This is a genomic window from Methanobacteriaceae archaeon (assembly GCA_030656015.1).
Lineage (GTDB): Archaea > Methanobacteriota > Methanobacteria > Methanobacteriales > Methanobacteriaceae > UBA349.
The window spans coordinates 285,657-309,854 of sequence record JAUSNX010000004.1 but is presented as its reverse complement, the minus strand read 5'-3'; the positions used below and the strand labels follow the sequence as shown (position 1 = coordinate 309,854).

Here is a 24,198-nt window from a genome sequence, read left to right as displayed (position 1 = left end):
TATTTTTATTTCTCTATTTCTCCATTAATTTTTTATAAATTTTATGTATTAAATATTCTTCAATTTTAATTATGTACTATATTATACTAAATATACTTATTTCACAAATGTTTTTAAAAATGGGAATATTATTATATTTTTTATTATATTTTTTACATTTTATTTTATAAAAAAAGTTTTAAAACTAAATAATGGGATGATTGGATTAATATTTTAATAATGGCTTTTCATGTAATTAATATTAAATAAAACCTATTTTGGTGTATAATTATCAACAGATGATTTAAAGCTTTAGATGAAATAGATGGGATAAAAATTATATATTTCAATAAAAAAAAATTATAACAAATTATATATTCTAAATTTTTTGAATAAAGTAAGAAGAAATATCTTATTGAATATTAATTTCCATAGATCTTCAGATCTAATTCTCCTATCTTTTTCCAAGTTTCTTCTTTTATTTCAATTAATTCCTTACCACTAGTTTTTATACTGAATGAATTAACCATTCGAGCCCCTCTGGCCTCAATTTTTTCTTGCATTCTTTTTATAACACTTTTGGCACCTTGATTACCCATAGTTGCGAATAATATTACATCCTTTCCTTTCAAATCTGCTTTATCCACAAATGTAATTATTGCGGGAGAGGGTTTCCCGGCCCAAGTGGGAGAACCTAGATATATAATTCCATAATTGTCAAGATTTAAATTTTCAGGGGTGATTTTGGTCTTGCTTTCCCGGAATGCATCTACAGAAGCGCCTAAATAATTTAATATTCCTGAACGCTCCTTCACATCTTTTATTTCTTGCAGATCTGCGGATAATTCTTCAGCCAAGGTCTCAGCAACAGTGGCAGTTTTTCTACTTCGGGAATAATACAAAACAATTGTTTTCATTTAAACACCTATTATTTCTAAATTTAGCTTACAATTAGGCTTTTTTATTTTAAATCTTTTAACTAATAATCTCTTGTTATAAGTTATGATTCTATTTAATTAATATTTTTGGAATTGTTTGTAAAAATTTAATTTCCAAATTTAATTTAAAATAAAGTCCAATAGATTTTAATTTTAAAAAATTTGAAGAAATTAATCTATAAATTAAGGATGCATTCCCAGAAATTCCAGGGATTCATTTTCCTTAAATCCAAACATGAGATTCATATTATGGATAGCCTGACCAGAAGCACCTTTCACCAGATTGTCAATGGCAGATACAATCACCACACGGCCGTGATGGTCGATCTGGAAACAGCCGACATGTGCAAAGTTTGATCCGCGAACTGCACTCAAGCGAGGAATTTCTCCATCTTCTAAAACTTTTACAAATGGTTCGCCAACATAAAACTCTTTATAAATTTCTTCCAAATATTCTGAACTCAAATCGTCTTTTATTCCTTCTTTTAAAAAGGTGTGTACTGTGGTTAAAATTCCTCTAATAACTGGAACAAGATGTGGGGTGAAGCAAACTTTAACTGAACCGTTTTGATTGAGTTTTTCATCTATTTCACTCATGTGCCGATGACTGGTCACATTGTAAGGAATTACATTGTCACTGCAGTTTGGAAAATGAGTTGCTGGAGTTGGATTTATTCCAGCACCACTTATTCCAGTTTTAGCGTCAATAATCACGGTTTCCACAAGTTTCTCATTAATCAATGGCATACAAGCTAAAATTGATCCAGTAGGGAAGCATCCGGGATTGGCTACTAAATTAGCCTTTTTAATATCTTCTCGGTAAAGTTCTGGAAGCCCATAAACTGCATCTAAAGGATGGGCGTGTTTTAGATTATACCATTTTTCATAAGTTTCAATATTATCGTAACGATAATCTCCACTTAAATCAATTACCTTTGCTCCACTTTCTAAGATCTCCGGGACAATATTCATGGAAGCTCCATGGGGTGTTGCTGTGAAAACAATATCTGCATCAATTTCAGATGCTTTTATGTCCTGAAAAACTAAATCAGAGTCTCTTAGATGGGGATGTACTTTATAAACAGCTTTATCTGCATACTGGCGTGAAGTTATGGCTGAAACTTCCACCTGTGAATGATTATGCAAAAAACGGAGTAATTCTCCACCAGTATATCCACTGGCACCTATTATGCCTACTTTTATCATGTTTTCACCATTTTATTAAATTGATTATAAATTATAATCTATATGCTTGTTATTTAATTTATTATTAATTATTATACAAATCAAATATATTTTGTTTTATACAAACCATTATATCTAATTTTTAATTTATATGATTCTTTTAAATTTAATATAGATTCAATTAAATATGGATTGTTTATTTGCAATTAATACTAATTTCTCAAATGTTGAGCATTCAATCTTTCAATTAATCTTAAATTTTAATTTTAATTTTAATTTTAATTTAGCTTGATTATAAATTCCTATTCTAGTTTTGGAGTATAATGCTGGTTAAAATCAGAATATGATAACTATTTGTTCTGATTTATTATTAATTAAGAATAAATAATCAAAAAATTGTTTTTCGAGCTAAAAAGGTTTATAAATGTTTAATTAAGCAGAATACTTATAAATTTCAGTATTCAATAAAATAATTATTCATAATGGCTTTAATTTAAACCAATTCATTTTTAAAATTATTTATACCCTATCTAAGTCGAAATACTTTTTAAAAAACTCGCATTTATTTTCTATTTTTTATAAATAAACATTAATGGGCCATCAACTTGTAAAAAAAGATATTGATACTAGATATTATGATTGACTGAATTCGATTACTATTATGAATGCCTTATTTAAGAAAAAGAGTTTTAATACACCTTTTTTTCCAGATTTAAATCAAAAAGTTTATATGTTATACAATAGTGAAAGAATTCATGTCCAAGAAGTTCATGACTTATTTAATTGAATAATGGGACTTAAAATGGCATTTTTAGAGGAATAATCTATTTCTCTGAAATATTTTCAACTTTAAGGCTATTATTTAATAGTTATTTTCTTGGCATGGAGGCGGTAAAATTAAGCGACACTCGCTTATTGCAGTACTTTTGTTACTTTTTGTAGCAGTAGTAATGCCAATCAATGATGTTAATGCTGTAGATCAACAAAATGCATCTAATCAAACATCTAATTTGACTTCAAACTTGAGCACATCGAATTCAACTTCAAATACTCAAAATGTCACTAATGCGAATTTGACTGCAAAGAAAGTTTCTACTCAAGCAGGCTCTACGGATCCAAAAATTAGCTATACTTACTATGTCAAAGTTCCATACAAAGTTCATGTCAAAGTTGCTTACTATAAATCATACAAAGTTAAAGTCAAAGTTTTAGTTAAAAAAAGGTACTATTGGAATGGTAAATACAGAACAAAGTATTTCTACACGTATAAATACGTTACCAAGTACAAAAAATATTATAAATGGGTATATGAAACTAAGTACAAATCTGTTGCAAAAACAGGTTACACCTATTCTTCAGAATACTTGAAATCGACTAAAAACTGTCAGGTAACTGATCCAACTATAGTTGCACTTGCTAATAAATTAACTAATGGTACGAATAGTTCTTATGAGAAGGCAGTAAAGATTTTCAATTGGGTTAGGGATAATCTGGACTACTCTTTCTATTACAACACTAAATACGGTGCCGTGAAAACTTTGAAAGCAAAAGTTGGTAATTGTGTGGATCATTCTCATTTATTAATTGCCTTGGCTAGAGCTGCAGGCATTCCAGCACAATATGGTCATGGTGATTGTAAGTTTAACAGTGGAAATACCTATGGGCATGTTTGGGCTCAGTTATATGTGAATGATAAATGGTATAATGCCGATGTTACTAGTTCCAGTAACACTTTTGGAGTAATTAAAAGTTGGAATACTGCAACGGCAACCATACATGGTTTTTACCCTGAAATATCATTCTAATTATATTTTTTTATTTTTTTAGATAAAAAATTGGCCTGTTATTTTATGGATTATTTTATAGATTGACCCGTCTGCTATTTAATTGCTTTATTAAGGACTATAAAACAAAAACAAATAATTATTAGTTTTAAAATTTTTTTATTAAATTAATTAAGATTAATTTATTCTCTATTCAAGATTTAAACATCAATATTGGTTGAATTACTTTAAAATAATTGTAGCTGACTATTTCTTTTTCATAAAAAATATATATGTCATGTAAACCAAGCTAAATCTTACCAGATAAATTCAATTTTACTGGTAACGAGGAGGCCAATAATGGAGCGACGCAAATTGCTTGCAGTGCTTCTCATTTTGGGAATAGCACTGTTAAGTATGAATAATGCGTACGCCACCTCTACAAATCTATCTAATACAGAAAATGTGAATAACTCAATTCCAGTAACTAACAATACAACTACTATTCAAAAATCCAATAATTCAGTAATTAACCAGTCTAAAGCCTCAGTTAAAGGACTATGGCTTAAGGCTGAAGATATAAACAGTATCAACACTACAGCATTGAAAAAATCCGGCATTACTGATGTTTACATTAAATACAACGATTTCTTATTGTCATCTTATACCAAAACTCTCAATGGAATACTATCTAAGTTCAATAACTCTGGAATAAGAGTAAATATTTGGATTGCATGCTTTAAAGATGGGAAAGGTCAGTGGATCGATCCCCAGGGTAAATATTCATATACAGTAAAATTACCTTACAAAAAAAATGTAAAGGTATCCTACTCAGTTAAAGAAAAGGTTTCTTACACAAAAACCATTAAAACACCATCTCAAGTAACGGTTAAAACACCTTACAAGTTTTGGTATAAGTCAAATGGTGTGTGGAAATATAAAATTCAATATAAATTAACCAATGAAACCAGATACAAATACAGCTACCAAAAATCTTACAAATGGGTCACTAAAACTCATTATAAATGGGTTGAAAAGACTTACTATAACACCGAGACTCGCTATGGATTTAATAGTACTTACAGAGATCAATTGGTTTCTAAAATAGTTAATGTGACTAAAAACTTTAATATTGATGGAATTCTTCTGGACGACATTTGCTATTCGGGAGTTGGTGAGGGAGTCGCTTCCAAGAATACGAACAGTACGGAGGCCATTACATCTTTTGTTCAAAAGATTTTTAGTTCTATTAATGCTATTAAACCAAATGTTACTCTGTCTGGGACATTAATGCCTAGCAGTGAAAGTTCCAAATACTATGGACAGGATTATGGTAAACTATCCCAATGTCTTGATTATATGGTCCCTAAACTGTTAAAAGGGATTAATAATAAAGATTCCGCCTGGATAGGATCTATGACTCAGTACATAGTTAATAAAACTAACGGAAAACCAGTACTGGATTTTATCCAGACATATAAATCAGACAAACAGTTAACAACACTTAATTCAACAGAATTAGGCTTCGATATACAACAATCTCTCAAAAATGGTGCCAAAGGATTTATACTGTATCAATATGGATTAATAAACCCTCAAATTATTAATTGCAGTTCAGGAAATAACACTTCAGTTTCATCAACCGTTATTCAAATCATTAACGCTGCCAATACTCTAAAAACTTACATTGAAACCAACCACCGACTTCCAGCAGACGTTCAAATTTCAAATACTCGACTGTCAATAGCACAGTTCCTTAAAATAATGGCAGATACTATATCGGCTATAAATATGGGAACAGGAATTCCTGCATTTAATTTAAATGTTAAAGCACCCCTCAATTCCTCTGGAGATTTAATTAATGGTAACTTAAATCAGACTGAATATTTAGACATTGTTAAGAAGGTAAAGTCCTATATAGAATCTTTTGGAACCGCACCAGGTTCAGTAACCAGTTCAAAAGGGAAAATTCAATATGAATCACTGACTTACATATTTTCTAAAATCATTAATTTCTACGGCCAAAACGAGCGATTGCCGGGTTACACAGAAATAGATTCATGGGAAATAAGTTTTGCACCTTTTAACCCTCAAAATTATCTTAAAGAGACCAAAAATTCTCAATCAACAGACCCCATCATAGTTGCACTTGCAAAAACCATTACTAATGGTTCAAATTCGACTTATGAGAAGGCTGTGAAGATTTTCAATTGGGTTAGGGATAACTTGCAATATAACTTCTATTATAATACTAAATATGGGGCTGTAAAAACCGTGATAGCAAAATCCGGTAATTGTGTAGACCATTCACATCTCCTGGTGGCATTGGCCAGGGCAGCAGGGATTCCAGCAAGATATGTACATGGTTCATGTACTTTTAACAGCGGAAATATCTATGGACACATTTGGACTCAGCTATTGATTGACAATAGATGGTACGACGCAGATGCAACCAGTTCTAAAAACAAACTTGGCGTTATAAATAATTGGAATACAAAAACAGCTTACATAAAGGGCAGTTATATTGAACTGCCTTTTTAATTTTTTTTTTTAATTATGTCCAAAATAAAATAAATTGAATTAGTACAATTGAATTAATGCATATTAAAAAATTTAATTAGCTATTAAATAAAAATAACAAATAAATTAATTTTATAAATAAATTAATGTTATAAAAATGATTTCAGCAATTTTTAAAAGCATTTTCATCAAATTCGCTGTTTTTAATCTTTTTTATGATTTTACAAGAACTATCTAAATTGGATTTATGATATTTCGTAATTCTTTTCACTTGACAATTAAATCCTCTATTTTTCAGATCTTTTCTCAAATAATCCAGGTCAAATTTTTGATCAGGGCCAATAGCGATTATGTCTGGGTTTATTTTTTCCACAACTTCAAACATATCGGTTTCACTACCTAAAACTGCTTCATTAACAGGTTTTAAAAATTTAACCATTTCCAACCTCTGTTTTTCATTTATAATTGGAATTCTCTTCTTGGACCGCACTGTAGAATCCCTGGCCAGCACAACAACTAGTTTAGCGTCTTCACCACCTAATTTTTTGGCTTCTTCCAGGAATAGGCCGTGTCCTGGGTGTATGAGATCAAAAGTGCCGGTCGCCATCACTATTTTCATGGTTTTCACCTTATAATTGGTATTAATTGAAATAAAGTAATTATAAAAGTTTTCAATTATTTTTTCAATATTTTATAGTTAATATTTATCTTAATTGATTTTTAAATTTATTAAATTTAATTTAGAAGAGTTTTAAATAATATTTTCATATTTAAGAGTTTTTTCAAAGTCAATTTTTCCTTTATAAATAGCGGAACCAATAACTATTCCTTTAACTCCTGTTTTTTGCAGTGTTTTAATATCTTCAAGAGAACTTATTCCGCCAGAATATACAATAGGTATTTTGACAGCATTTACTAATTCAAGGACTGGATCTAAATTAAATCCATTCAAAAGTCCTTCCACATCAACATTGGTGAATAATATTCCACCTGCTCCGTTTTCTTCTAAAATTTGTCCCATTTCTGGCGCTGTTCTAGAAGTTTTTTCAGTCCATCCTTTTATCACGACTTTAGAGTCTTTACTATCTAGAGAAACCATTATTCTTTCGCTACCGTATTCATTAGCGAGTTCTTGCACGATCTGTGGATTTTCAATGGCCATGGTCCCGAGAATGATTCTTTTAATTCCCATATCCAGAAGTTCCTTAGCATATTCCTTAGTTCTTATACCCCCGCCCATCTGTATGGGGACAGAAACTGTATCTAAAATTTTTTTCACCACAGAAATATTATTTTTTTCACCAAAGGCCCCATCTAGATCGATAACATGGATATTGGTGGCATTTTTTTCTTCCCAGCTTCTGGCAACTTCAGCAGGATTTTCAATTATTATCTGTTCAGTGCCGGGTTTTCCTTGAACCAGCTGGACGCATTTTCCATTTTTAATATCAACTGCAGGAATAATAAGCATTTTATTATCTTGGAACGACATTTTTACACCTAATAAATCTGATTTTTTATTAAAATTTTATTGCAGTATCTAATCTACTAATATTAAATTAAAATAGTTATAATTATACTATTGATTATAATACTATTGATTATAATTTTTAGAGATATACAATTCTTAGAATTTTAAATTATTTGAATAAATCCCATTAATATTTTATTACCATGACAAAACGTAATTTAAGACATTTTTTTCGGATTCCAATAGAGGATAAAAACTCCTAAAAGCATTAATAATCCAAATAACAATTCTATTGCAGTTAAAGGTTCTCCTAAAATTATAAATGCAAATATTGCCCCAAATAGGGATGATAATGGGAATATGGCCCCTACTCGGGTAGATCCTAGTTCTCTTATGGCGAAATAAATTAGAATAAATGAACTACCGATGCTAAAAATTGCCACAAAAAGAAGCAACGGCAACATTTCCCAGGGAGTTTTAAGACTTATTCCTAAAAATAAGGTAGTTATTAATAGAAATATTCCTCCAATAGAACTTTTAAGCCCAGCGATCCATATTAAATCTCTTTTATTGCTTAAAAATTTGCTTAGTACAGTATCAACACTCCAAAAGAAAGCAGCTGCAATAATCAGAAGACTCCCTATAAAACTTTCTTTGAAGAAGATATCTGCTATTTCTCCTTTTGTAGCAAGATAAACAGCTCCCACAATAATAAGGCCCATTCCTAAAATGTCCTTTTTCCTAAGAACTTCTTTAAATAAGATTAAACTCATGATTATTATGAAGAGTACTTCGACATTTAGCAAAAGTGACGCATTCACTGCAGTTGTTTGATTTAAACCGTTTAAATAGAGTATGGGTGCTATAAAAGCAGTGAATAGGGCAGTCACAATCAGAATTACATAATCTTTTTTATTAATAAAGTTTTCAGAGTTATTTTTTTTGTTTAAAACATTTAAGGCTTTTTCTTTAAGGGGTGATTGTCGAATCGTGAATAAAAAGATTCCAGCAACTGTATAAGTCAAGGCAGCAATGGTTAGGGGGTGCATTTCTTGTAGCAATATTTTGTTAAATGGGGTAGCTATACCAAAAAACAACGTGGCAGTAATTACGCTTAAATATCCCCATAACCTTTTCATACAAATTTCTCCTCAAATGTTAGAAAATGTCGTTTAATTACAATTATTCGTCTTATTTTTTAGTCTTATTTTTTTTATTACTCTTACTCAGAATGTTGATTGTTTCTGTTTATTTATATTAAACTATAAACATTTTTAAGATAAATACATTAGTTAACTAGAATATATACTACTTCTAAACTAATTCAAAATGAATTATAAACTATAATTTTTTATAATTTTTCACAGATACTATCTATAAGTTATTTAAGGTGTTATTTCATGAAAAAAGTCGCTTTAAAAGTTGCATATATTGGAACTAATTTTCACGGGTTTCAAAGGCAGCCTAATCATCGTACTGTTGAGGGAGAGCTAATTTACGCATTAAAGAAAGCTAATTTGGTTGAGGATCTGAAAAAATCTTATTTTTCTATTGCTGGCCGCACGGACCGGGGGGTTCATGCTTTAGGTAATGTAATATCTTTCATGAGTGAAAAAGAAGTTATTATAAATCAAATTAATGACCATCTTCCGGAAGATATTCAAATTTTAGCCAAGGCCCCAGTTCATTATGGGTTTAAGCCAAGACATGCCTTAAAACGCCACTATAAATACATAATTTCTGAGAATGCAAGCAGATATCCTCTTTTATGGGAACTTGATATTCCATCAGAAAATGGATTTAATTTGGAAAAAATGATAGAAGCAGCTTCATATTTCGAGGGCACTCATAATTTCATTAATTTTTCAAAAAGAAGTGAAAGAAATCCTTTGAGAACTGTGGATGAAGTCAAAGTTTCTAAAAATGGTGAAATAATAGTTATTGATGTTGCTGGAGAAAGTTTTCTGTGGAACATGGTTAGAAAAATGGTAAAAACAATTTTAGAAGCAGGTAATGGTAAAATAAAACCTTCAGATATAATTGAGATGTTAAATCCAGAAAAAAATATTCCTTTAAAACCTATGGTGCCGGAAAATCTGATTTTAATGGATGTTACCTATAAAAATCTTAACTTTACTTATGATAATTATGCTTGCTATAGATTCCAATCAACTCTAAAAGACGAATTATTCAAACATAAATCAGCAACCCTTTTAGAGGAAACAATGATTAATGATTTGGAATCTTTAAAACAACAATGAATCTTAGTTAAGGAATTAGATGGGGTTTATTCTAATTAAAAACTTTGAACTAACAATTCACTTTTTTTAATTTTTTCATTATTATTCTTGATATTCTATTTATTTATTCATTTTTAAGGTGAATTGAAAATTTTATTATTTTGTTTGATTAGATAAATAATAAATATAATTTTTATTCATATTACAATCAATAACACAAATCAATACTAAACTTGAATTTTATAGTAATATTTTATATTAATAATTAATCAATCTCTGAAAATGAGCTTTTTACAAATTAAAGTTTAAATGCCAAGCATTTATATTTTTCAAGGAGGAAATTTCTCTGTTTTACGAGAATTTTGAAGAAAACAATTTGGAAAATTCTAAAGAAGATTCAGATAAAATACCTGAAAATTTTAATGGTTATTTTAGTTTTAATTCCATTTCCAAAACAGATTCTGATAATGATTCTAATTTTAAAAAGGATAATCCAAAAATTGAATATAAAAAGAGAACTATAATTGGTTTTGATCCGGGATTGACAGTCGGGATTGCAATAATTGATTTAAATGGCCATATTCTTTCATTAAAAAGTTTTAAAGAGGCCAAATATTCTGAGGTGGTTAGAGAAATAATTAATCATGGCCGTGCAATTATAGTTGCCAGTGATGTTTATCCACCTCCTAAAATGGTAAAAAAATTAGCTGCTTCTTTAAATGCTAAAATAGATTCTCCCTCAAGTGTATTCACTGTTGGATCTAAAAAAGAAATGGTAGATGAGTTTTTAAGAGATAGAAAATCTAATTTTTCTCCAAATAATGCTCACCAGCGGGATGCTCTAGCAGCAGCAATTAAAACTTATAAAAATTATGAAAAAAAGTTCAATCAAATTGATAAAAGAGGAAAAGAGAAAAATTTTTCATTTAACGAGAGAGAAGAGGTTAAAACTCTTTTTATTAATGGAATGCCTATAACTAAAGCTTTAGATTTTATCAATGATTCAAAAGTCACCATAAAAGCTGAAAAATCAAATTTTGATAATATATTAGTTTCTGATTTAAAAACAGGATTGGATTCCAATTCAGACTCAAATTTAGATTCTCAAGAAACTTTAATAAAATTAAAAAGACGCATAAATCAACAAGAATCTCAAATTAAAAATCAAGATGATGCAATAAAAAATTTGAGGCACAAAAATAAACTGCTTAAAAATAAAATTAGAAAACAGAAGAAAAAATCATCTAAACTTAAATTCAAGCTGGAAAAACTTCAACAGGATTACTCCAACGAAATTTTACTGGAAAAGAAGGTGTCTTCTAAAATAAATATCATTAAAAAACTTCAAATGAGTTATAATAATGAAAAAATCTTAAGAGAGAAATTAGAAGAAAAATTAAAGACTTTTAATAAAATTAAAACAATTGAAGTCTCAGATAAAACAGTACCCGTTAAAATTATTAAATCATTTACTAGGGATGGAATAAATGAATCATATCATCAAGGAGATTTAAAAAGTGGAGATGTGGTGTTTATTTTAAATTCTCGTGGAGGAGGATCTCAAACAGCATCTTTACTTTCTAAATTATCTTTAAAGGCCATTATTGTCTCTGATGAAATGCCACCTCAAGCAAAGGAAGTTTTAGAAAATAATGATATTCCCCTAATTAAATCTTCTAAAATAGGGATTAAAATGGGTAAAGATTTTGCCATAGTTAAATCAGAAATCTTGGATAAGGAAATTCAAATATGGAAGAACAAAATTAAAAAACAAAGGAACCAAGACGAGAAAGAGAAATTATGGAATGTTATTGATGAGTATAGGGCCAAAAGAAAGAGAGATTCACAAGAATAGCTAATTTTATTCTTTTTCCTAAGTAAATATTTATTATTCTACTATTACAATGTATTTTCCGGCTAATATTTATTTAAATCGATGATATGAAATTAAATGAATTTAGAAGATAATTTATAACATAATTTAGCTAAAATATTCTTATAATATAATTTTTATAACTATAATTGATTTTATAATAGTGAATGTTCAATTAAGAAATTAATTTTGAACTAATATAACAATTAATATAAATTTATAAAGCTTTAGATGAGGTATGTGTCATGAAAATAGCTATTGTAATAGGAACTCGGCCGGAAATAATTAAAATGGCCCCAGTAATTGATGAAATAATAAAAAGAAATCTTGATTATGTTTTAATTCACACCGGCCAGCACTATGATCATGAAATGTCTGATCAATTTTTTTCTGATCTTGAATTGCCGACTCCAGACTACAATATTGGTGTAGGTTCTGGATCGCATGGCGAACAGACTGCAGAAATGATGAAAGGTATTGAAAATGTTTTTGTGGAAGAAAAACCAGATATGGTGATGGTCCAGGGTGATACCAACGCCGTCCTTGCTGGTGCTATTGTGGCATCTAAGTTACACATTCCCGTGGGCCATGTAGAAGCAGGTCTCAGGTCTTTTGATAAAACCATGCCTGAGGAAATTAATCGTATGGTGGCAGATGTTTGTTCTCAGTTATATTATGTTCCCACTGAGGAATCAGCGATAAATCTAATTGTAGAAGGCATAAATCCTAAAAATGTGATTATAACGGGTAATACTGTGGTAGATGCCTGTTTAAGAAACCTCAAAATTGCAGAAAATAACTCAAATATTCTTGATCAATTTGAAGGGGATGAAAAAATCCTCACTTTAACCATGCACCGGGCAGAAAATGTGGATAATCTAGAAAGACTCACTCAAATCACGGATGCATTAATAGAACTGGACGAATTAACCATTATTTTTCCGGTACATCCGCGAACCTTAAAAAACCTGGAAAACTTCGGTCTTCTCTCTAAACTGGTTAAAAAAGATAATATAAAACTCATAAAACCTGTTGGTTATTTAGATTTCCTACTATTATTATCTAATTCTGATATGATCATGACTGACTCGGGAGGACTCCAAGAGGAGGCCATAACTCTAGATGTGCCTTGTATGACATTGAGATATAATACGGAACGTCCTGAAACTGTTACCGCTGGGGGAAACATTTTGGTGGGTTCCAATAAAGATAAAATTATTGAAACGGCCAATCTTATTATGAATGATCCAAAAACCAGGGAAACAATGAAAAAGGCTGTTAATCCATATGGTGATGGTAATGCATCTTCTAGAATTTTGAATGTTACTTTAACTGATTATGAAAATGGGGAATTAGAAATAAAATCTCCAGAAGATATCATGAATCAATTTAAAAGAAAAATTGAATTGATAGAATCAAATATCACTGTCAGAGAATTTGAAAGCACTCAAAATGCTTTAATTAGAGTTGTTTATGAAAATAATGAAGCAGGATTTCCTCATGAAGATCTTGATTTGAAAAATAAGTTGGTTTTATTTGATAAATACCTTCAAAATTATTTTTAATTATTTTTAATTATTTTTAATTTTTTTTATGTTGTTTTTAATTAATTTAATTAATTTTTTTTATGTAGGAATATTTTTTTTAGAGGGATTATGCTAGAGAGTATGCTAATTCTATAAATAATAGTTACATTTATTTAATTAATTCAATAGCTATATTCTATAAAGATTTACTTACTTAATCTATAGATAGAATCAAGTGTTTTAAAAGTAATTATTTGTTAAAGTTATCAAATAAATTATATGATTCAATTAAAATTCAAATATTATGTTTTATTTAAAAAACAGGAGATAAAATGACTGAAGAAGGCTGTAACATAGTTATATTTGGTTTAGGCCATATAGGGCTGCCAACTGCTTCACTTTTTGCAAAAAATGGTTTTAAAGTAGTGGGTGTTGACATAAATCAGAGTACTGTTGAAAATGTTAATTCTGGTATTTCTCCCATAATGGAACCTGGGTTAAATGAACTGGTAAATGAAGTAGTGTTTAGTGGTAATTTAAGGGCTACTACAAATGCTTCAGAAGCTGTTAAGAATTCTAATGTGCTGATTGTTATTGTACCTACTCCCGTAGATCAAAATAAATGCTCAGACCTTTCTGCAGTAATATCTGCTTGTAAAATGATTTCTAATGGCCTTAAAAAAGGAGATCTGGTCATAATTGAAAGTACAATTCCACCAGGAACCTGTGAAAATGTGGTAATCCCTATTTTAGAGGAAAGTGGCCTTAACTCTATAAATGACTTTAAAGTTGCTTATACTCCTGAAAGAGCTCTTCCTTATAACACATTATATGAAATGACCCATAATGCTCGAGTTATTGGAGGTATTGATGCTGAAAGCTCAAAAAAAGCTGTTTTTTTGTATGAAAAAATCACTAAAGGTGAAGTTATCACTGTCAAGGATTTAATGACTGCTGAAATGGTTAAATTAATGGAAAACACTTATAGGGACACTAATATTGCTCTGGCCAATGAACTAGCCATGGTTTGTGAGTCTGTGGGAATAGATGCTATTGATGCAATTAAAGCAGCTAATTTCCATCCAAGAGTAGATATTCACACCCCTGGGCCAGGTGTAGGTGGTCATTGTCTATCTATTGACCCTTATTTCATTGTAGAGATGGCTGAAGAAACGGAAAATCCTTCAAAGTTAATTAAAACAGCAAGAAATATTAATGAGCATATGCCTCACCATGTAGCACATATAATTGAAAAAGCACTTCAAGAAGTTGATAAATCATTAAATGGTTCTACTATTGGTGTTTTAGGTGTTGCATATAAGGGAAATGTGGCGGATGCTCGGGAAACGCCGGCTGAACCTCTTATCAGGGAATTATCTTCTCAAGACGCTAGAGTCATGGCCCATGATCCCCATGTAAATTCTGAAATAATCATGGCCATGGGCGCAGAACCAGTTTCCTTAGAAGAAGCATTAAAATGTGATTGTGTTGTTTTAATCACAGATCATAGAGAGTACTTTGATATAACTCCTGAAATGATTGAAAAATCAGTTTTTGTCTGCACTAGGCCCATTTTAGACCCGGAAAAGTTCAGAGAGGAGGGTGTTATTTTTAAGGGAGTTGGAAGGCCTTGAAAGTTCTTATTTTCGAATATGCAACAGTAATGGGCCTGGAAGATCCTGAATTTTTATTTGAAGGCAGGGCCATGTTGGAAGGCCTTCTGGACGATTTTAATAAAATAGAACATTCAATTAAACATTCTATAGGACTGTCTAGAACCTTCGAAGTTAGTTATTTAATTGCCGAAAAATTATTGAAAAATGAATATTTACAAAAATGGGATGCATGTGATCCTTTAACTGTAAATTTTAATCCTAAAAATTGTTCTGATTTAGAAAATTGGCTGGAATCAAATATTTCTAACTTTGAAGCTTGCATATTTGTAGCGGCTGAAGAAGATATGGAACTTTATAAATTAACTAAAATAATTGAGAATAATGGTGTAACTGTACTGGGATCAACTTCAGATGCTGTTTTAAAATGTTCGGATAAATTAGAAACTTATGAACATCTTAAAAAGATTCAGAATCAAATTAATAAAAACTATAAAAACACCAATATTAATATAAATCTCATAAATACCTATAAAATTGATTTAGATGAATTTAGGAATGAATTAAAAGAAAAAAATCATCTTAAATCATCAAATAAAATACTCTATAAATTATCAGATAAATTCTCTAATTTATTTTATAATAATAAGAAAATGATTATTAAACCGGCTGATGGAGTTGCTTGCCAGGGAATAAAAGTTTTAAATTCCATTGAAGAACTTTATGAATCGTTAAAATCTATGGAAACATCACTTCCTCATGTTTTACTTCAAGATTTTGTGGAAGGTCAGGCCTGCAGTGTCAGCTTACTTTCTAATGGTATTAATGCCGTTCCTATTAGCTTGAATCTTCAAAAAATTGAATTTGATGATGGTGAGCTAGAATATAGTGGTGGTAAAGTTCCCTGGGATCACCCCTTAAAATATGAAGCATTAGGTATTGCTAAAAATATTGTGGAGTCTATTGATGGCCTTAAAGGTTATGTGGGTGTTGATTTGATTCTTTCGGATAAAATTTATTTTATAGAAATTAACTCTCGCCTTACCACACCCTATGTGGCTTTAAGAAATTTAATGGATATTAATCTGGGGCTAGCAATTGCTGATTCAGCTAGGGGAAATCTTCCAAGTGATTTAAATCTTTCTGGATGTTCTGAATTCCAAAAAGGGGCTGAAAAATTGGATATTATCATTAAAAACTAATAAACTATTATAATTTTAACTAAGATCTATAATTGAATTTTTATTTAAATTTATCAAGAAAGGTGATTTCTAATGAAAATAGCAGGATTTGATATTGGTGGGGCCAATACCGACTTGGCCATCATTGATTTTGATCAGGGAGGAGATATCGAAAATATAAAAACCGATTTCAGATATCTCCCTATGTGGATGAAAAATGAAGAGTTGGGGGACTATTTGCTGGATTTAATTGGGGAAGAAATCGATCAATTAGATGCAGTAGGAGTCTCTATGACTGCAGAACTGGTTGATGCTTATGAGACCAAAAAAGATGGTGTTTTAGATATTGTTAAAAAAGTTGAAGATACATTTAATGTTCCAGTGGCTTATGTGGGCCTTTCTGGAATGATGAATGCTTCTCAAGTTATTTCAGATCCACTTCAAGTGGCTGCAGCCAATTGGATTGCCACCTCTCAGATAGCATCCATAATGTCCCAAAATTGTATTCTGGTTGATGTGGGAAGCACTACAACAGATATTATTCCTATTAAAAATGGTTTAGAATGCGCTCGTGGCAGATCGGACTTGGAAAGATTAGGAACTGGTGAAATGGTCTATACTGGAACCCTAAGGACCAATGTAGCGGCCCTAGTAGATAAAGTACCATTTGATGAGGGATGGTTTAGAGTATCTTCTGAGCTTTTTGCCATATCTGCTGATGTTCATCATGTTCTGGGCAACATCACTAAAGAGGAATACAGCTGTGATACTCCTGATGGTGCGGGTAAAGAAAAAAAAGATTCTCTAAGGCGAATTTCAAGGGTACTTTGTGGCGATCTTGATGTATTAAGTACATCTGATATTGAATCCATTGGTGATTATATTTACTCACAACAGGCCCTTAAGATTTCAGAGGCGATTTCAGAGGTTGCTGAGAGGGAATTTTTGGATGAAGTAATCACCACCGGATTGGGGAGAAATATTCTGGCTGCTCGTGCTGTTGAAATGGCAGGACTTGATTTCACGGGAATGGATGAATTTTTAACACCTGAAGAATGTGTAGTGGCCCCGGCTGTGGGAACTGCTATAATGATGGAAGATTATTTGAGTGATGAGTAAATTAATTATCAACATTAATCAACTATACCTTTATTAAATTATTATTAGATTATTCATCATTTTCACAGAGATTGATTGCATGGAATTTAAAAATAGTTATATCGTGGCCATATTGATTATGGCCATCATATTAATACCACTGGTTCTACTTAATTTGAGCACCCATTCCCAGATTGGTTCAGATGATAGGGGATATGTAACTAAGGATGTCTATGCACATTATGGTGATTCTAAAATTAAAATTGCCATAGTAACTGGTATTCATGCCCGTGAATCTATTGCCATTGCTCCAGAACAATGGGCTGCCCGGGTTTTTGCTCTTCTAACTCCAGTAGAAATAATCAATTATAATATTGTAGTAGAAAAAAATCCTCAAGATTACTCTCAAGGCCGTAAAAATGGTGAAGGCTTAGCAGCCACCTTCATACTGCCCGATGTTAAAAAATCGGACTATAATCTGGTTATTATATCTCATGCACACCAAACGGGCTATGGTGAAGGATATTATGTTGCTACACCTCAGATGGATAATCCTTCGGTGACTATTGCACAAAATATTAAATTTAGTGGCTTAAATTTCAATTATTATCCTGCAGCCAAAAATGCAAAATATAAAAGTTCTTCTGCATTTCTATTTTCTAAACCATTGGCCTTAGCAGGTTACCCTACTTTGGTTTATGAGATACCAGAGAATGTTACGTCTTTTGAATCGTTTTTTATGACTTATAAATTATTGGAAACGAGCTATGGTTTTTTAAATTCTAAAATACAATAGAATAATAATCATAATATAAAAACAAGCAATAAAAAATTTATTCTGGATTTTTCTTTATTTTTTATATATTTTTAAAATTTTTATTTATATTTATAATTTATTTTTAATCTATAAATTTAAATAATTTAAAATTAGAAAAATCGATATTCTGGATTTTAACTAGTATTTAATAGAATATCATTAATCAAAGGACTACTTTCAATTTAAATTTATATTTAACATAATTAAAAATGTTATTGATTAATTCAGTACCAAACATCTTTCATTCCTAAAAGATATCCAATTGAATTTGCTGAAAGATGCAAAATAGGACTAATAATCAGTGCTAGTGCAATTAGTTCTAAGCTAGGATTAAATACTAATGATGAAAGTAATAATGCACCTACTACGAAGTCTAATTGGTCTAAAACGGGGGCAGGTCTGCCGCGACCAATATTAATGCGTCTCTTAATAAAACTGCCTGCAGCATCACCTAGTAATGCTCCTAAACCTAAACTAAATCCCAATAATGCTCCGTAGAATATATTTCCTGCAATAATTCCCTGCAATATTCCAATGGCAGTTCCAATACCGGTTCCAATTATTGTCCCTCGCCAGGTGACTCCATCTCCTAAAATTCTTCGCCCATCTCGAAACTCGCGGCCAAAATCAAGAGGTTTACCTCCCCCAAAAGTTAATGCACTCACATTTGCAAGATATGCTGGTAGCATAAAGTATATTACATAGACAGCCATATTTAAAACATTGATAATATCTGGATTCATCGTTTACCTCTAGATAATCATTATAATTGATGTATTATCAAGCAATTGAAATAATTAGTTATATTTTTAACATATTATGTTTTAACATATTGCATTGATATTCAAAGAAATCAGTTTATAAGAATTAGTTTATTAGATAATTAAATTTATAAGATTAGTTTATAAGATTTATAACTTTATATTAAATATATATGGGTGAAATTATGGTTATCAAAAAGACAAAAAGCCTATGTCCTGAGTGCTTAAAACCTTTAGAAGCAGAAGTTTATGAGGAACAGGGCAAAGTCATGATAAAAAAGGAATGCCCCGAACATGGTACTTTTGACAATGTTTATTGGAGCAGCAGTGATATTTATAATAAGGCTGAAGAGTGTAATTATGGGGGATTGGGTGTTTCTAATCCTCAGACAGTCCAGGACAAAAATTGTCCGGCAGATTGTGGTATTTGTCCAGAACACGAAAGCCATACCATTTTAGGACTTATCGATGTTACTAATCGATGTAATTTAAGATGTCCGGTTTGTTTTGCCAATGCAGCAGTTTCTAAAATGTTATATGAACCTTCTTATGAAGAAATAAGGAAAATGCTTCAAAATTTAAGAGCTAATCAACCAGTTGCTACTCCGGCCATTCAGTATGCTGGAGGGGAACCTACTGTCAGAAAAGATATAGTGGATTTAATAAAATTGGCCAAGGAAGAAGGATTTAGCCACACTCAAATTGCTACTAATGGTCTGCGTCTGGCTAGAAAACCCGAACTGGCTAAAGATCTTAAAGAAGCTGGTTTGAATACAATTTATCTCCAATTCGACGGAGTTACTGCCGAACCTTATCTGGAAATAAGGAATAAAGATTTATTCCAAATCAAATTAGATGCTATTGAAAACTGCCGTAAAGCAGATTTAGGTATTGTTTTGGTTCCAACGTTGGTAAAAGGAATAAATGATCATCAAATTGGAGACATAATTCAATTTGCAGTTGATAATATGGATATTATTCGCGGCATTAATTTCCAGCCAGTTTCATTTGCCGGAAGAACACCCGCCGATCAGGTAGAAGAACAACGTATAACTATACCTGATTTCCAGAAATTTGTTGGTGAGCAAACCAATTCTCAGATAGAAATTAATGATTTTTATCCGGCATCATCTGTTAGGCCAATATCTGAATTTGTAGAGGCTATTGAAGGTGTACCTCAGGTTGCTTTCACTTGTCACCAGCACTGTGGTACTGCTACTTATGTATTTGTAGAAGACGGGGACATGATTCCCATAAATAGATTTGTTGATGTTGATAAATTCTTTGAACTTTTGGATAAAAGTGCCGATGACATTAAAGATGGTGGATTAACTGGAAAAGCTAAAACTATTGTTCGAGCTACTCGGGATCTTCCTAGAACTATTGATAGAAATAATTCTCCAAAAAGTGTTGACATTAAAGGCATATTGACTTCGGTGTTTAAAGACAGATCTTACAGCTCTTTAGGAGATTTCCACCACAAAACCCTTTTAATATCTTGTATGCACTTCATGGATCCTTGGAATTTTGATGAAGACCGAGTAAAAAGATGTGTGATTCATTATGCTATTCCAGACGGTAGAATAATTCCATTCTGCACTATGAATTCACTTTATCGTGAAGAAATTGAGAAAGAATTTGCTGTACCTTTAAAAGCTAAATAAATAGGTTTAACTAGATTTGAGGGTTTTGAATTGATTATCAATACTCCTTCCCGACTACATCTTACTTTAATAGATCTAAATGGATCTTGCGGACGAATTGATGGTGGAGTGGGAATCACTATTCGCGATCCGGAACTAGTTCTAAGGGCAGAACCTTCGCCTAATGGGGATCAAGGAATTAATATTTATTTTGAAGATTCTGACAATCTTTCTGAAAATTTAATTTCTGATTATTCTCAGAAAATAAAAGAATCTGCTACCAATACTTTAAAATATTTTAATATTGACGATGGCTTTGATTTTTTTGTAGAAAAATCATATCCTGCTCATGCGGGTCTGGGATCAGGCACCCAACTTTCCTTAGCCACATCTAAACTCATAACGGACTTAAATGATATCGAAGTACAAACTACTACTTTAGGCCGCATTGTTGGTCGTGGTGGAACCTCTGGAATTGGTGTTGAAGCATTTAATCATGGAGGCTTCATTGTAGATGGAGGACACAGTAAAAATGAGAAATCCGACTTTTTACCTTCATCAGCATCTTCAGCTTCTCCACCACCAGTATTGGCCCATTATGATTTTCCAGAAGATTGGAATATAATACTAGCCATTCCTAAACTGGATGAAAGTGTTTCAGGAAAAAAGGAAGTTAATATCTTTCAAAAATACTGTCCTATTCCACTTTTAGAAGTACAGAAACTTTCACATTTAATTTTAATGAAAATGATGCCTGCGGTTCTGGAAAAAGATATAGATTCATTTGGTGATGCTTTAAATCAGATTCAAAGCACGGGATTTAAGAAAAGAGAGATGGATCTGCAAAATAAGTTAATTGGGGACATATTGAATAGCATGAGGGATGCAGGTGCTCCAGGGGCAGGTATGAGTTCTTTTGGCCCGACATTATTTGCAGTAACTAAAAAGAATTCCAAAACAGTTTTAAATGCAGCAAAAGATGCTATGGGGGATCAAGAAGGTATTCATATGATTACCCGTGCTCAAAACACTGGGGCTAGAATTAAAAGTTGACTGAATTATCTTAAATTTGAATATTCAATAAACTAATATTAATAAATGAATATTTAATTATTAAACGAATATTACACTCTAAAATTAACTTGGGGCAAAATACAATGAAGGAAACATTAGAAGGAAAAGTTTGGAAATTTGGAGATAATATTGACACTGATGTCATAATACCTGGCAGATATCTCAGAACTTTCAGTCTGAATGATTTGGCTGCCCATGTAATGGAAGGTGTGAGTGCAGATTTTGCTAAAAATGTTGACAATGGTGATATAATTGTGGCCGACTGGAATTTTGGTTGTGGCTCTTCTAGAGAACAAGCACCAGTAGCTTTAAAGCATGCAGGTGTATCTGCTATCATTGCCCGTTCCTTTGCCAGAATATTTTATCGGAATGCCATAAATATTGGACTACCAGTTATAGTTGCAGATATTGAGGTCAATGAGGGAGATGAACTTAGAATAAATTTGGAAGAAGGAATAATCCAGAATTTAAATACTAAGAAAACCTTTGTAATCGAACCCTTCAAAAAATTCATGCTTGAAATTTTAAAAGACGGGGGTTTAGTCGATCATTATCTTAAAAAAAAGTAGAAAATCAAATAATTTTAAAAAATATTTAGAATTATAATTAATTATATTTATTATATTAATTTATTTTAGATTTTTAATTTCAGATTCTATATCTATTAATATCTAGATAAAGATAAATTCAATAAACTACATATCATAAATAATAATGTTGATTAAATTTTCATTAAATTAAATTTATTATATTAACCATACAATCTAATTCAATTGGAATTATTTTTAATAAAATTTTTTAAGAGGTAAAGATAATGAAATGTCCCACTTGCGGATCTAATTCTTTTGAAGCTTTAAAATCTAAAAAAGAGACTTCAAAAACTCAAGAAATAGAAAAACTTATTTTAAAATGTAATGAATGCCAAACGGTTTTTAGAGAAACTATAAGTTATGATAAACCTGTTAATTTCAGAATAATAATCAGTGAACTCGATTCTTCCAGAAAAGATTTCATCAAGATTTATCCTGATGATATTTTGATTGTGGGAGACATATTGCGATTAAATGATGAAGCCCTAGAAGTTACTTCTTTGGAAAATAAAAATGGCAAGCGTGTAGATAAGAGCCCGGCTTCAGATTTAGTTACTATCTGGGCTGCTTCTCTCGATACACCGGCCCGAGTCGGAATTTCTATTGATTATCATGGAAGAATCATTTCCTACAAAGTAGATGTGGATAGAGACCTTTTATTTGCTATTGGTGATGTGATAAGAGTTGATAACATCTTCTTTAAAATAAGTTCCATTAAAACTGAAGAAAAAAAGATGAGAAAAGGTGCGGTGATATCTTCATTAATAAGAAGGATTTATGGAAAGCCATTGCCTCACAAAGTCCCTTATAAATTTAATTTGACCAGTAAAGTTGTTAAAACATCTATGGATGAGAAAACAAGAACTAAATTGTTAAATAGGATGGCTTTTACTAATTCCAAAAAATAACTAAATATTTCTCCAGGTTATTATTCTCCAAGTGTTATAATTGATTTTTTAAAAAAATAGGGTTTATAAGTAGCTGTTTGTGATTTCATGAGTAAATTACATGGGGATAAAAATAAATTTCAGAAGCGATTGTTAGAACGCCAAAAACTGGTTAAAAATCTTCTAAGTTTCGGTTTTATTAAATCTGATAGCGTTAAACGGGCTATGGAATATGTTCCCCGTGAGGAATTCTTACCCATTGAACAGAAGCCCTATGCCTATATTGATAGGCCCTTACCCATTGGTGAAGGCCAGACTATTTCAGCACCACATATGGTGGCCATTATATGTGAAATTCTTTCTTTAAAAGGTGAAATGAAAGTTTTAGAGGTGGGAACTGGTTTTGGATATAATGCAGCAGTGGTGGCTGAAATATTAGGTGAGAATGGGCAATTATATTCTATAGAACGTGTTGAAAGCCTTTTCAAAATCGCAAAAGAGAACCTTAAAAGAACTGGTCATGGAAATGTTAAATTAGTTTTAGGGGATGGATCTTTAGGTATTCCTGAAGCAGCACCTTTTGAAAGAATTTATTTGACTGCAGCAGCCCCATACATACCAGAAACTCTAAAAAAACAACTTAATGTGGGTGGAAAGATTTTAGCACCTATAGGCCAAATGGATCAATATCAAGAACTAATACTAATGGAAAAAATTTCAAAGAACAAATTCAAAACTTCTAATTTAGGTGGAGTTGCCTTTGTACCACTTATTGGGGAACATGGTTGGTAATGAGCTATTTATATATTCATTTATTCAAATTCACCTAATTATATTCATCTTTAATCTCAAATCAGTTCAGATTATTATTGGAACTGAATTTTTTTGATTTATACCACATTTATATATCATAATTTTGTAAACAATTGTTAATTGATAATATTAATAATTAAATTTGAATTTCTAATTCTATTACAAGGGATAATTAAATAATAAATTAGTTTAAATAACTTAGTAACTTTAGAACTATATTTTAAAA

At 31.0% G+C, this 24,198-nt stretch carries 20 protein-coding genes; 14 read left to right on the top strand and 6 right to left on the bottom strand.

Annotated features, from left to right (window positions below):
* Positions 1–401: 401 nt before the first annotated feature.
* Complete coding sequence (locus Q7I96_04680) at positions 402–896, bottom strand: flavodoxin (protein MDO9626906.1); 495 nt, start codon at positions 894–896, stop codon at positions 402–404.
* A gap of 204 nt (positions 897–1,100) precedes the next feature.
* Entirely contained in the window at positions 1,101–2,123 is a 1,023-nt protein-coding gene (argC, locus tag Q7I96_04675) for an N-acetyl-gamma-glutamyl-phosphate reductase (GenBank protein MDO9626905.1), read from the bottom strand.
* 905 nt (positions 2,124–3,028) lie between these two features.
* Between argC and Q7I96_04670 the strand changes: the two genes are divergently transcribed.
* On the top strand, positions 3,029–3,907 hold the full coding sequence (locus Q7I96_04670) for a transglutaminase family protein (protein MDO9626904.1): 879 nt from the start codon (positions 3,029–3,031) through the stop codon (positions 3,905–3,907).
* A gap of 318 nt (positions 3,908–4,225) precedes the next feature.
* Positions 4,226–6,406, top strand: coding sequence for a transglutaminase domain-containing protein (locus Q7I96_04665; protein ID MDO9626903.1), 2,181 nt, complete (start codon positions 4,226–4,228; stop codon positions 6,404–6,406).
* A 142-nt stretch (positions 6,407–6,548) separates the two neighbouring features.
* Here the strand turns inward: Q7I96_04665 and Q7I96_04660 are convergent, their stop codons facing one another.
* From Q7I96_04660 to Q7I96_04650, 3 genes are all read right to left on the bottom strand, one after another.
* Complete coding sequence (locus Q7I96_04660; protein ID MDO9626902.1) at positions 6,549–7,004, bottom strand: adenylyltransferase/cytidyltransferase family protein; 456 nt, start codon at positions 7,002–7,004, stop codon at positions 6,549–6,551.
* Between the two features lie 132 nt (positions 7,005–7,136).
* Complete coding sequence (gene hisA / locus Q7I96_04655; GenBank protein MDO9626901.1) at positions 7,137–7,877, bottom strand: 1-(5-phosphoribosyl)-5-[(5-phosphoribosylamino)methylideneamino]imidazole-4-carboxamide isomerase; 741 nt, start codon at positions 7,875–7,877, stop codon at positions 7,137–7,139.
* A 197-nt stretch (positions 7,878–8,074) separates the two neighbouring features.
* On the bottom strand, positions 8,075–8,995 hold the full coding sequence (locus Q7I96_04650; GenBank protein ID MDO9626900.1) for a DMT family transporter: 921 nt from the start codon (positions 8,993–8,995) through the stop codon (positions 8,075–8,077).
* Between the two features lie 261 nt (positions 8,996–9,256).
* Between Q7I96_04650 and truA the strand changes: the two genes are divergently transcribed.
* The 7 genes from truA (at position 9,257) to Q7I96_04615 (ending at position 18,183) form a co-directional block, all read left to right on the top strand.
* Positions 9,257–10,117 carry a tRNA pseudouridine(38-40) synthase TruA gene (truA, locus tag Q7I96_04645; protein ID MDO9626899.1) on the top strand — a complete coding sequence of 287 codons (861 nt, stop codon included), beginning with the start codon at positions 9,257–9,259 and terminating at the stop codon, positions 10,115–10,117.
* Positions 10,118–10,472: 355 nt separating this feature from the next.
* Positions 10,473–11,951 carry a DUF460 domain-containing protein gene (locus tag Q7I96_04640; protein ID MDO9626898.1) on the top strand — a complete coding sequence of 493 codons (1,479 nt, stop codon included), beginning with the start codon at positions 10,473–10,475 and terminating at the stop codon, positions 11,949–11,951.
* A 263-nt stretch (positions 11,952–12,214) separates the two neighbouring features.
* Positions 12,215–13,534 carry a UDP-N-acetylglucosamine 2-epimerase (non-hydrolyzing) gene (gene wecB, locus Q7I96_04635; GenBank protein MDO9626897.1) on the top strand — a complete coding sequence of 440 codons (1,320 nt, stop codon included), beginning with the start codon at positions 12,215–12,217 and terminating at the stop codon, positions 13,532–13,534.
* Between the two features lie 293 nt (positions 13,535–13,827).
* Positions 13,828–15,129, top strand: coding sequence for a nucleotide sugar dehydrogenase (locus Q7I96_04630; protein MDO9626896.1), 1,302 nt, complete (start codon positions 13,828–13,830; stop codon positions 15,127–15,129).
* The gene (locus Q7I96_04625) at positions 15,126–16,310 is read left to right on the top strand and encodes an ATP-grasp domain-containing protein (GenBank protein MDO9626895.1); all 1,185 of its coding nucleotides are present in this window, start codon (positions 15,126–15,128) and stop codon (positions 16,308–16,310) included. Before Q7I96_04630 ends, Q7I96_04625 begins: the two co-directional genes overlap by 4 nt.
* Positions 16,311–16,382: 72 nt before the next feature.
* Complete coding sequence (locus tag Q7I96_04620) at positions 16,383–17,408, top strand: hydantoinase/oxoprolinase family protein (protein ID MDO9626894.1); 1,026 nt, start codon at positions 16,383–16,385, stop codon at positions 17,406–17,408.
* Between the two features lie 79 nt (positions 17,409–17,487).
* Complete coding sequence (locus Q7I96_04615; GenBank protein ID MDO9626893.1) at positions 17,488–18,183, top strand: hypothetical protein; 696 nt, start codon at positions 17,488–17,490, stop codon at positions 18,181–18,183.
* Between the two features lie 245 nt (positions 18,184–18,428).
* Here Q7I96_04615 and Q7I96_04610 read toward each other — a convergent pair whose 3' ends face one another.
* On the bottom strand, positions 18,429–18,947 hold the full coding sequence (locus Q7I96_04610) for a CDP-2,3-bis-(O-geranylgeranyl)-sn-glycerol synthase (protein ID MDO9626892.1): 519 nt from the start codon (positions 18,945–18,947) through the stop codon (positions 18,429–18,431).
* A 203-nt stretch (positions 18,948–19,150) separates the two neighbouring features.
* Here Q7I96_04610 and Q7I96_04605 point away from each other — a divergent pair, with 203 nt between their 5' ends.
* From Q7I96_04605 to Q7I96_04585, 5 genes are all read left to right on the top strand, one after another.
* Complete coding sequence (locus Q7I96_04605; GenBank protein ID MDO9626891.1) at positions 19,151–20,629, top strand: radical SAM protein; 1,479 nt, start codon at positions 19,151–19,153, stop codon at positions 20,627–20,629.
* A gap of 30 nt (positions 20,630–20,659) precedes the next feature.
* Positions 20,660–21,661, top strand: coding sequence for a beta-ribofuranosylaminobenzene 5'-phosphate synthase (locus Q7I96_04600; GenBank protein MDO9626890.1), 1,002 nt, complete (start codon positions 20,660–20,662; stop codon positions 21,659–21,661).
* Positions 21,662–21,765: 104 nt separating this feature from the next.
* On the top strand, positions 21,766–22,251 hold the full coding sequence (gene hacB, locus Q7I96_04595) for a homoaconitase small subunit (GenBank protein ID MDO9626889.1): 486 nt from the start codon (positions 21,766–21,768) through the stop codon (positions 22,249–22,251).
* Positions 22,252–22,496: 245 nt separating this feature from the next.
* On the top strand, positions 22,497–23,180 hold the full coding sequence (locus Q7I96_04590; GenBank protein MDO9626888.1) for an HVO_0476 family zinc finger protein: 684 nt from the start codon (positions 22,497–22,499) through the stop codon (positions 23,178–23,180).
* Between the two features lie 87 nt (positions 23,181–23,267).
* Positions 23,268–23,951 carry a protein-L-isoaspartate(D-aspartate) O-methyltransferase gene (locus Q7I96_04585; protein ID MDO9626887.1) on the top strand — a complete coding sequence of 228 codons (684 nt, stop codon included), beginning with the start codon at positions 23,268–23,270 and terminating at the stop codon, positions 23,949–23,951.
* The last annotated feature ends 247 nt before the right edge of the window (positions 23,952–24,198 follow it).

What these genes read in the sequence shown, in the direction of transcription:
- Q7I96_04680 (MDO9626906.1), bottom strand. Translation starts at nt 896, where the DNA reads ATGAAAACAATTGTTTTGTATTATTCCCGAAGTAGAAAAACTGCCACT.
- argC (MDO9626905.1), bottom strand. Translation starts at nt 2,123, where the DNA reads ATGATAAAAGTAGGCATAATAGGTGCCAGTGGATATACTGGTGGAGAA.
- Q7I96_04665 (MDO9626903.1), top strand. Translation starts at nt 4,226, where the DNA reads ATGGAGCGACGCAAATTGCTTGCAGTGCTTCTCATTTTGGGAATAGCA.
- Q7I96_04660 (MDO9626902.1), bottom strand. Translation starts at nt 7,004, where the DNA reads ATGAAAATAGTGATGGCGACCGGCACTTTTGATCTCATACACCCAGGA.
- hisA (MDO9626901.1), bottom strand. Translation starts at nt 7,877, where the DNA reads ATGTCGTTCCAAGATAATAAAATGCTTATTATTCCTGCAGTTGATATT.
- Q7I96_04650 (MDO9626900.1), bottom strand. Translation starts at nt 8,995, where the DNA reads ATGAAAAGGTTATGGGGATATTTAAGCGTAATTACTGCCACGTTGTTT.
- truA (MDO9626899.1), top strand. Translation starts at nt 9,257, where the DNA reads ATGAAAAAAGTCGCTTTAAAAGTTGCATATATTGGAACTAATTTTCAC.
- wecB (MDO9626897.1), top strand. Translation starts at nt 12,215, where the DNA reads ATGAAAATAGCTATTGTAATAGGAACTCGGCCGGAAATAATTAAAATG.
- Q7I96_04630 (MDO9626896.1), top strand. Translation starts at nt 13,828, where the DNA reads ATGACTGAAGAAGGCTGTAACATAGTTATATTTGGTTTAGGCCATATA.
- Q7I96_04620 (MDO9626894.1), top strand. Translation starts at nt 16,383, where the DNA reads ATGAAAATAGCAGGATTTGATATTGGTGGGGCCAATACCGACTTGGCC.
- Q7I96_04615 (MDO9626893.1), top strand. Translation starts at nt 17,488, where the DNA reads ATGGAATTTAAAAATAGTTATATCGTGGCCATATTGATTATGGCCATC.
- Q7I96_04610 (MDO9626892.1), bottom strand. Translation starts at nt 18,947, where the DNA reads ATGAATCCAGATATTATCAATGTTTTAAATATGGCTGTCTATGTAATA.
- Q7I96_04605 (MDO9626891.1), top strand. Translation starts at nt 19,151, where the DNA reads ATGGTTATCAAAAAGACAAAAAGCCTATGTCCTGAGTGCTTAAAACCT.
- hacB (MDO9626889.1), top strand. Translation starts at nt 21,766, where the DNA reads ATGAAGGAAACATTAGAAGGAAAAGTTTGGAAATTTGGAGATAATATT.
- Q7I96_04590 (MDO9626888.1), top strand. Translation starts at nt 22,497, where the DNA reads ATGAAATGTCCCACTTGCGGATCTAATTCTTTTGAAGCTTTAAAATCT.
- Q7I96_04585 (MDO9626887.1), top strand. Translation starts at nt 23,268, where the DNA reads ATGAGTAAATTACATGGGGATAAAAATAAATTTCAGAAGCGATTGTTA.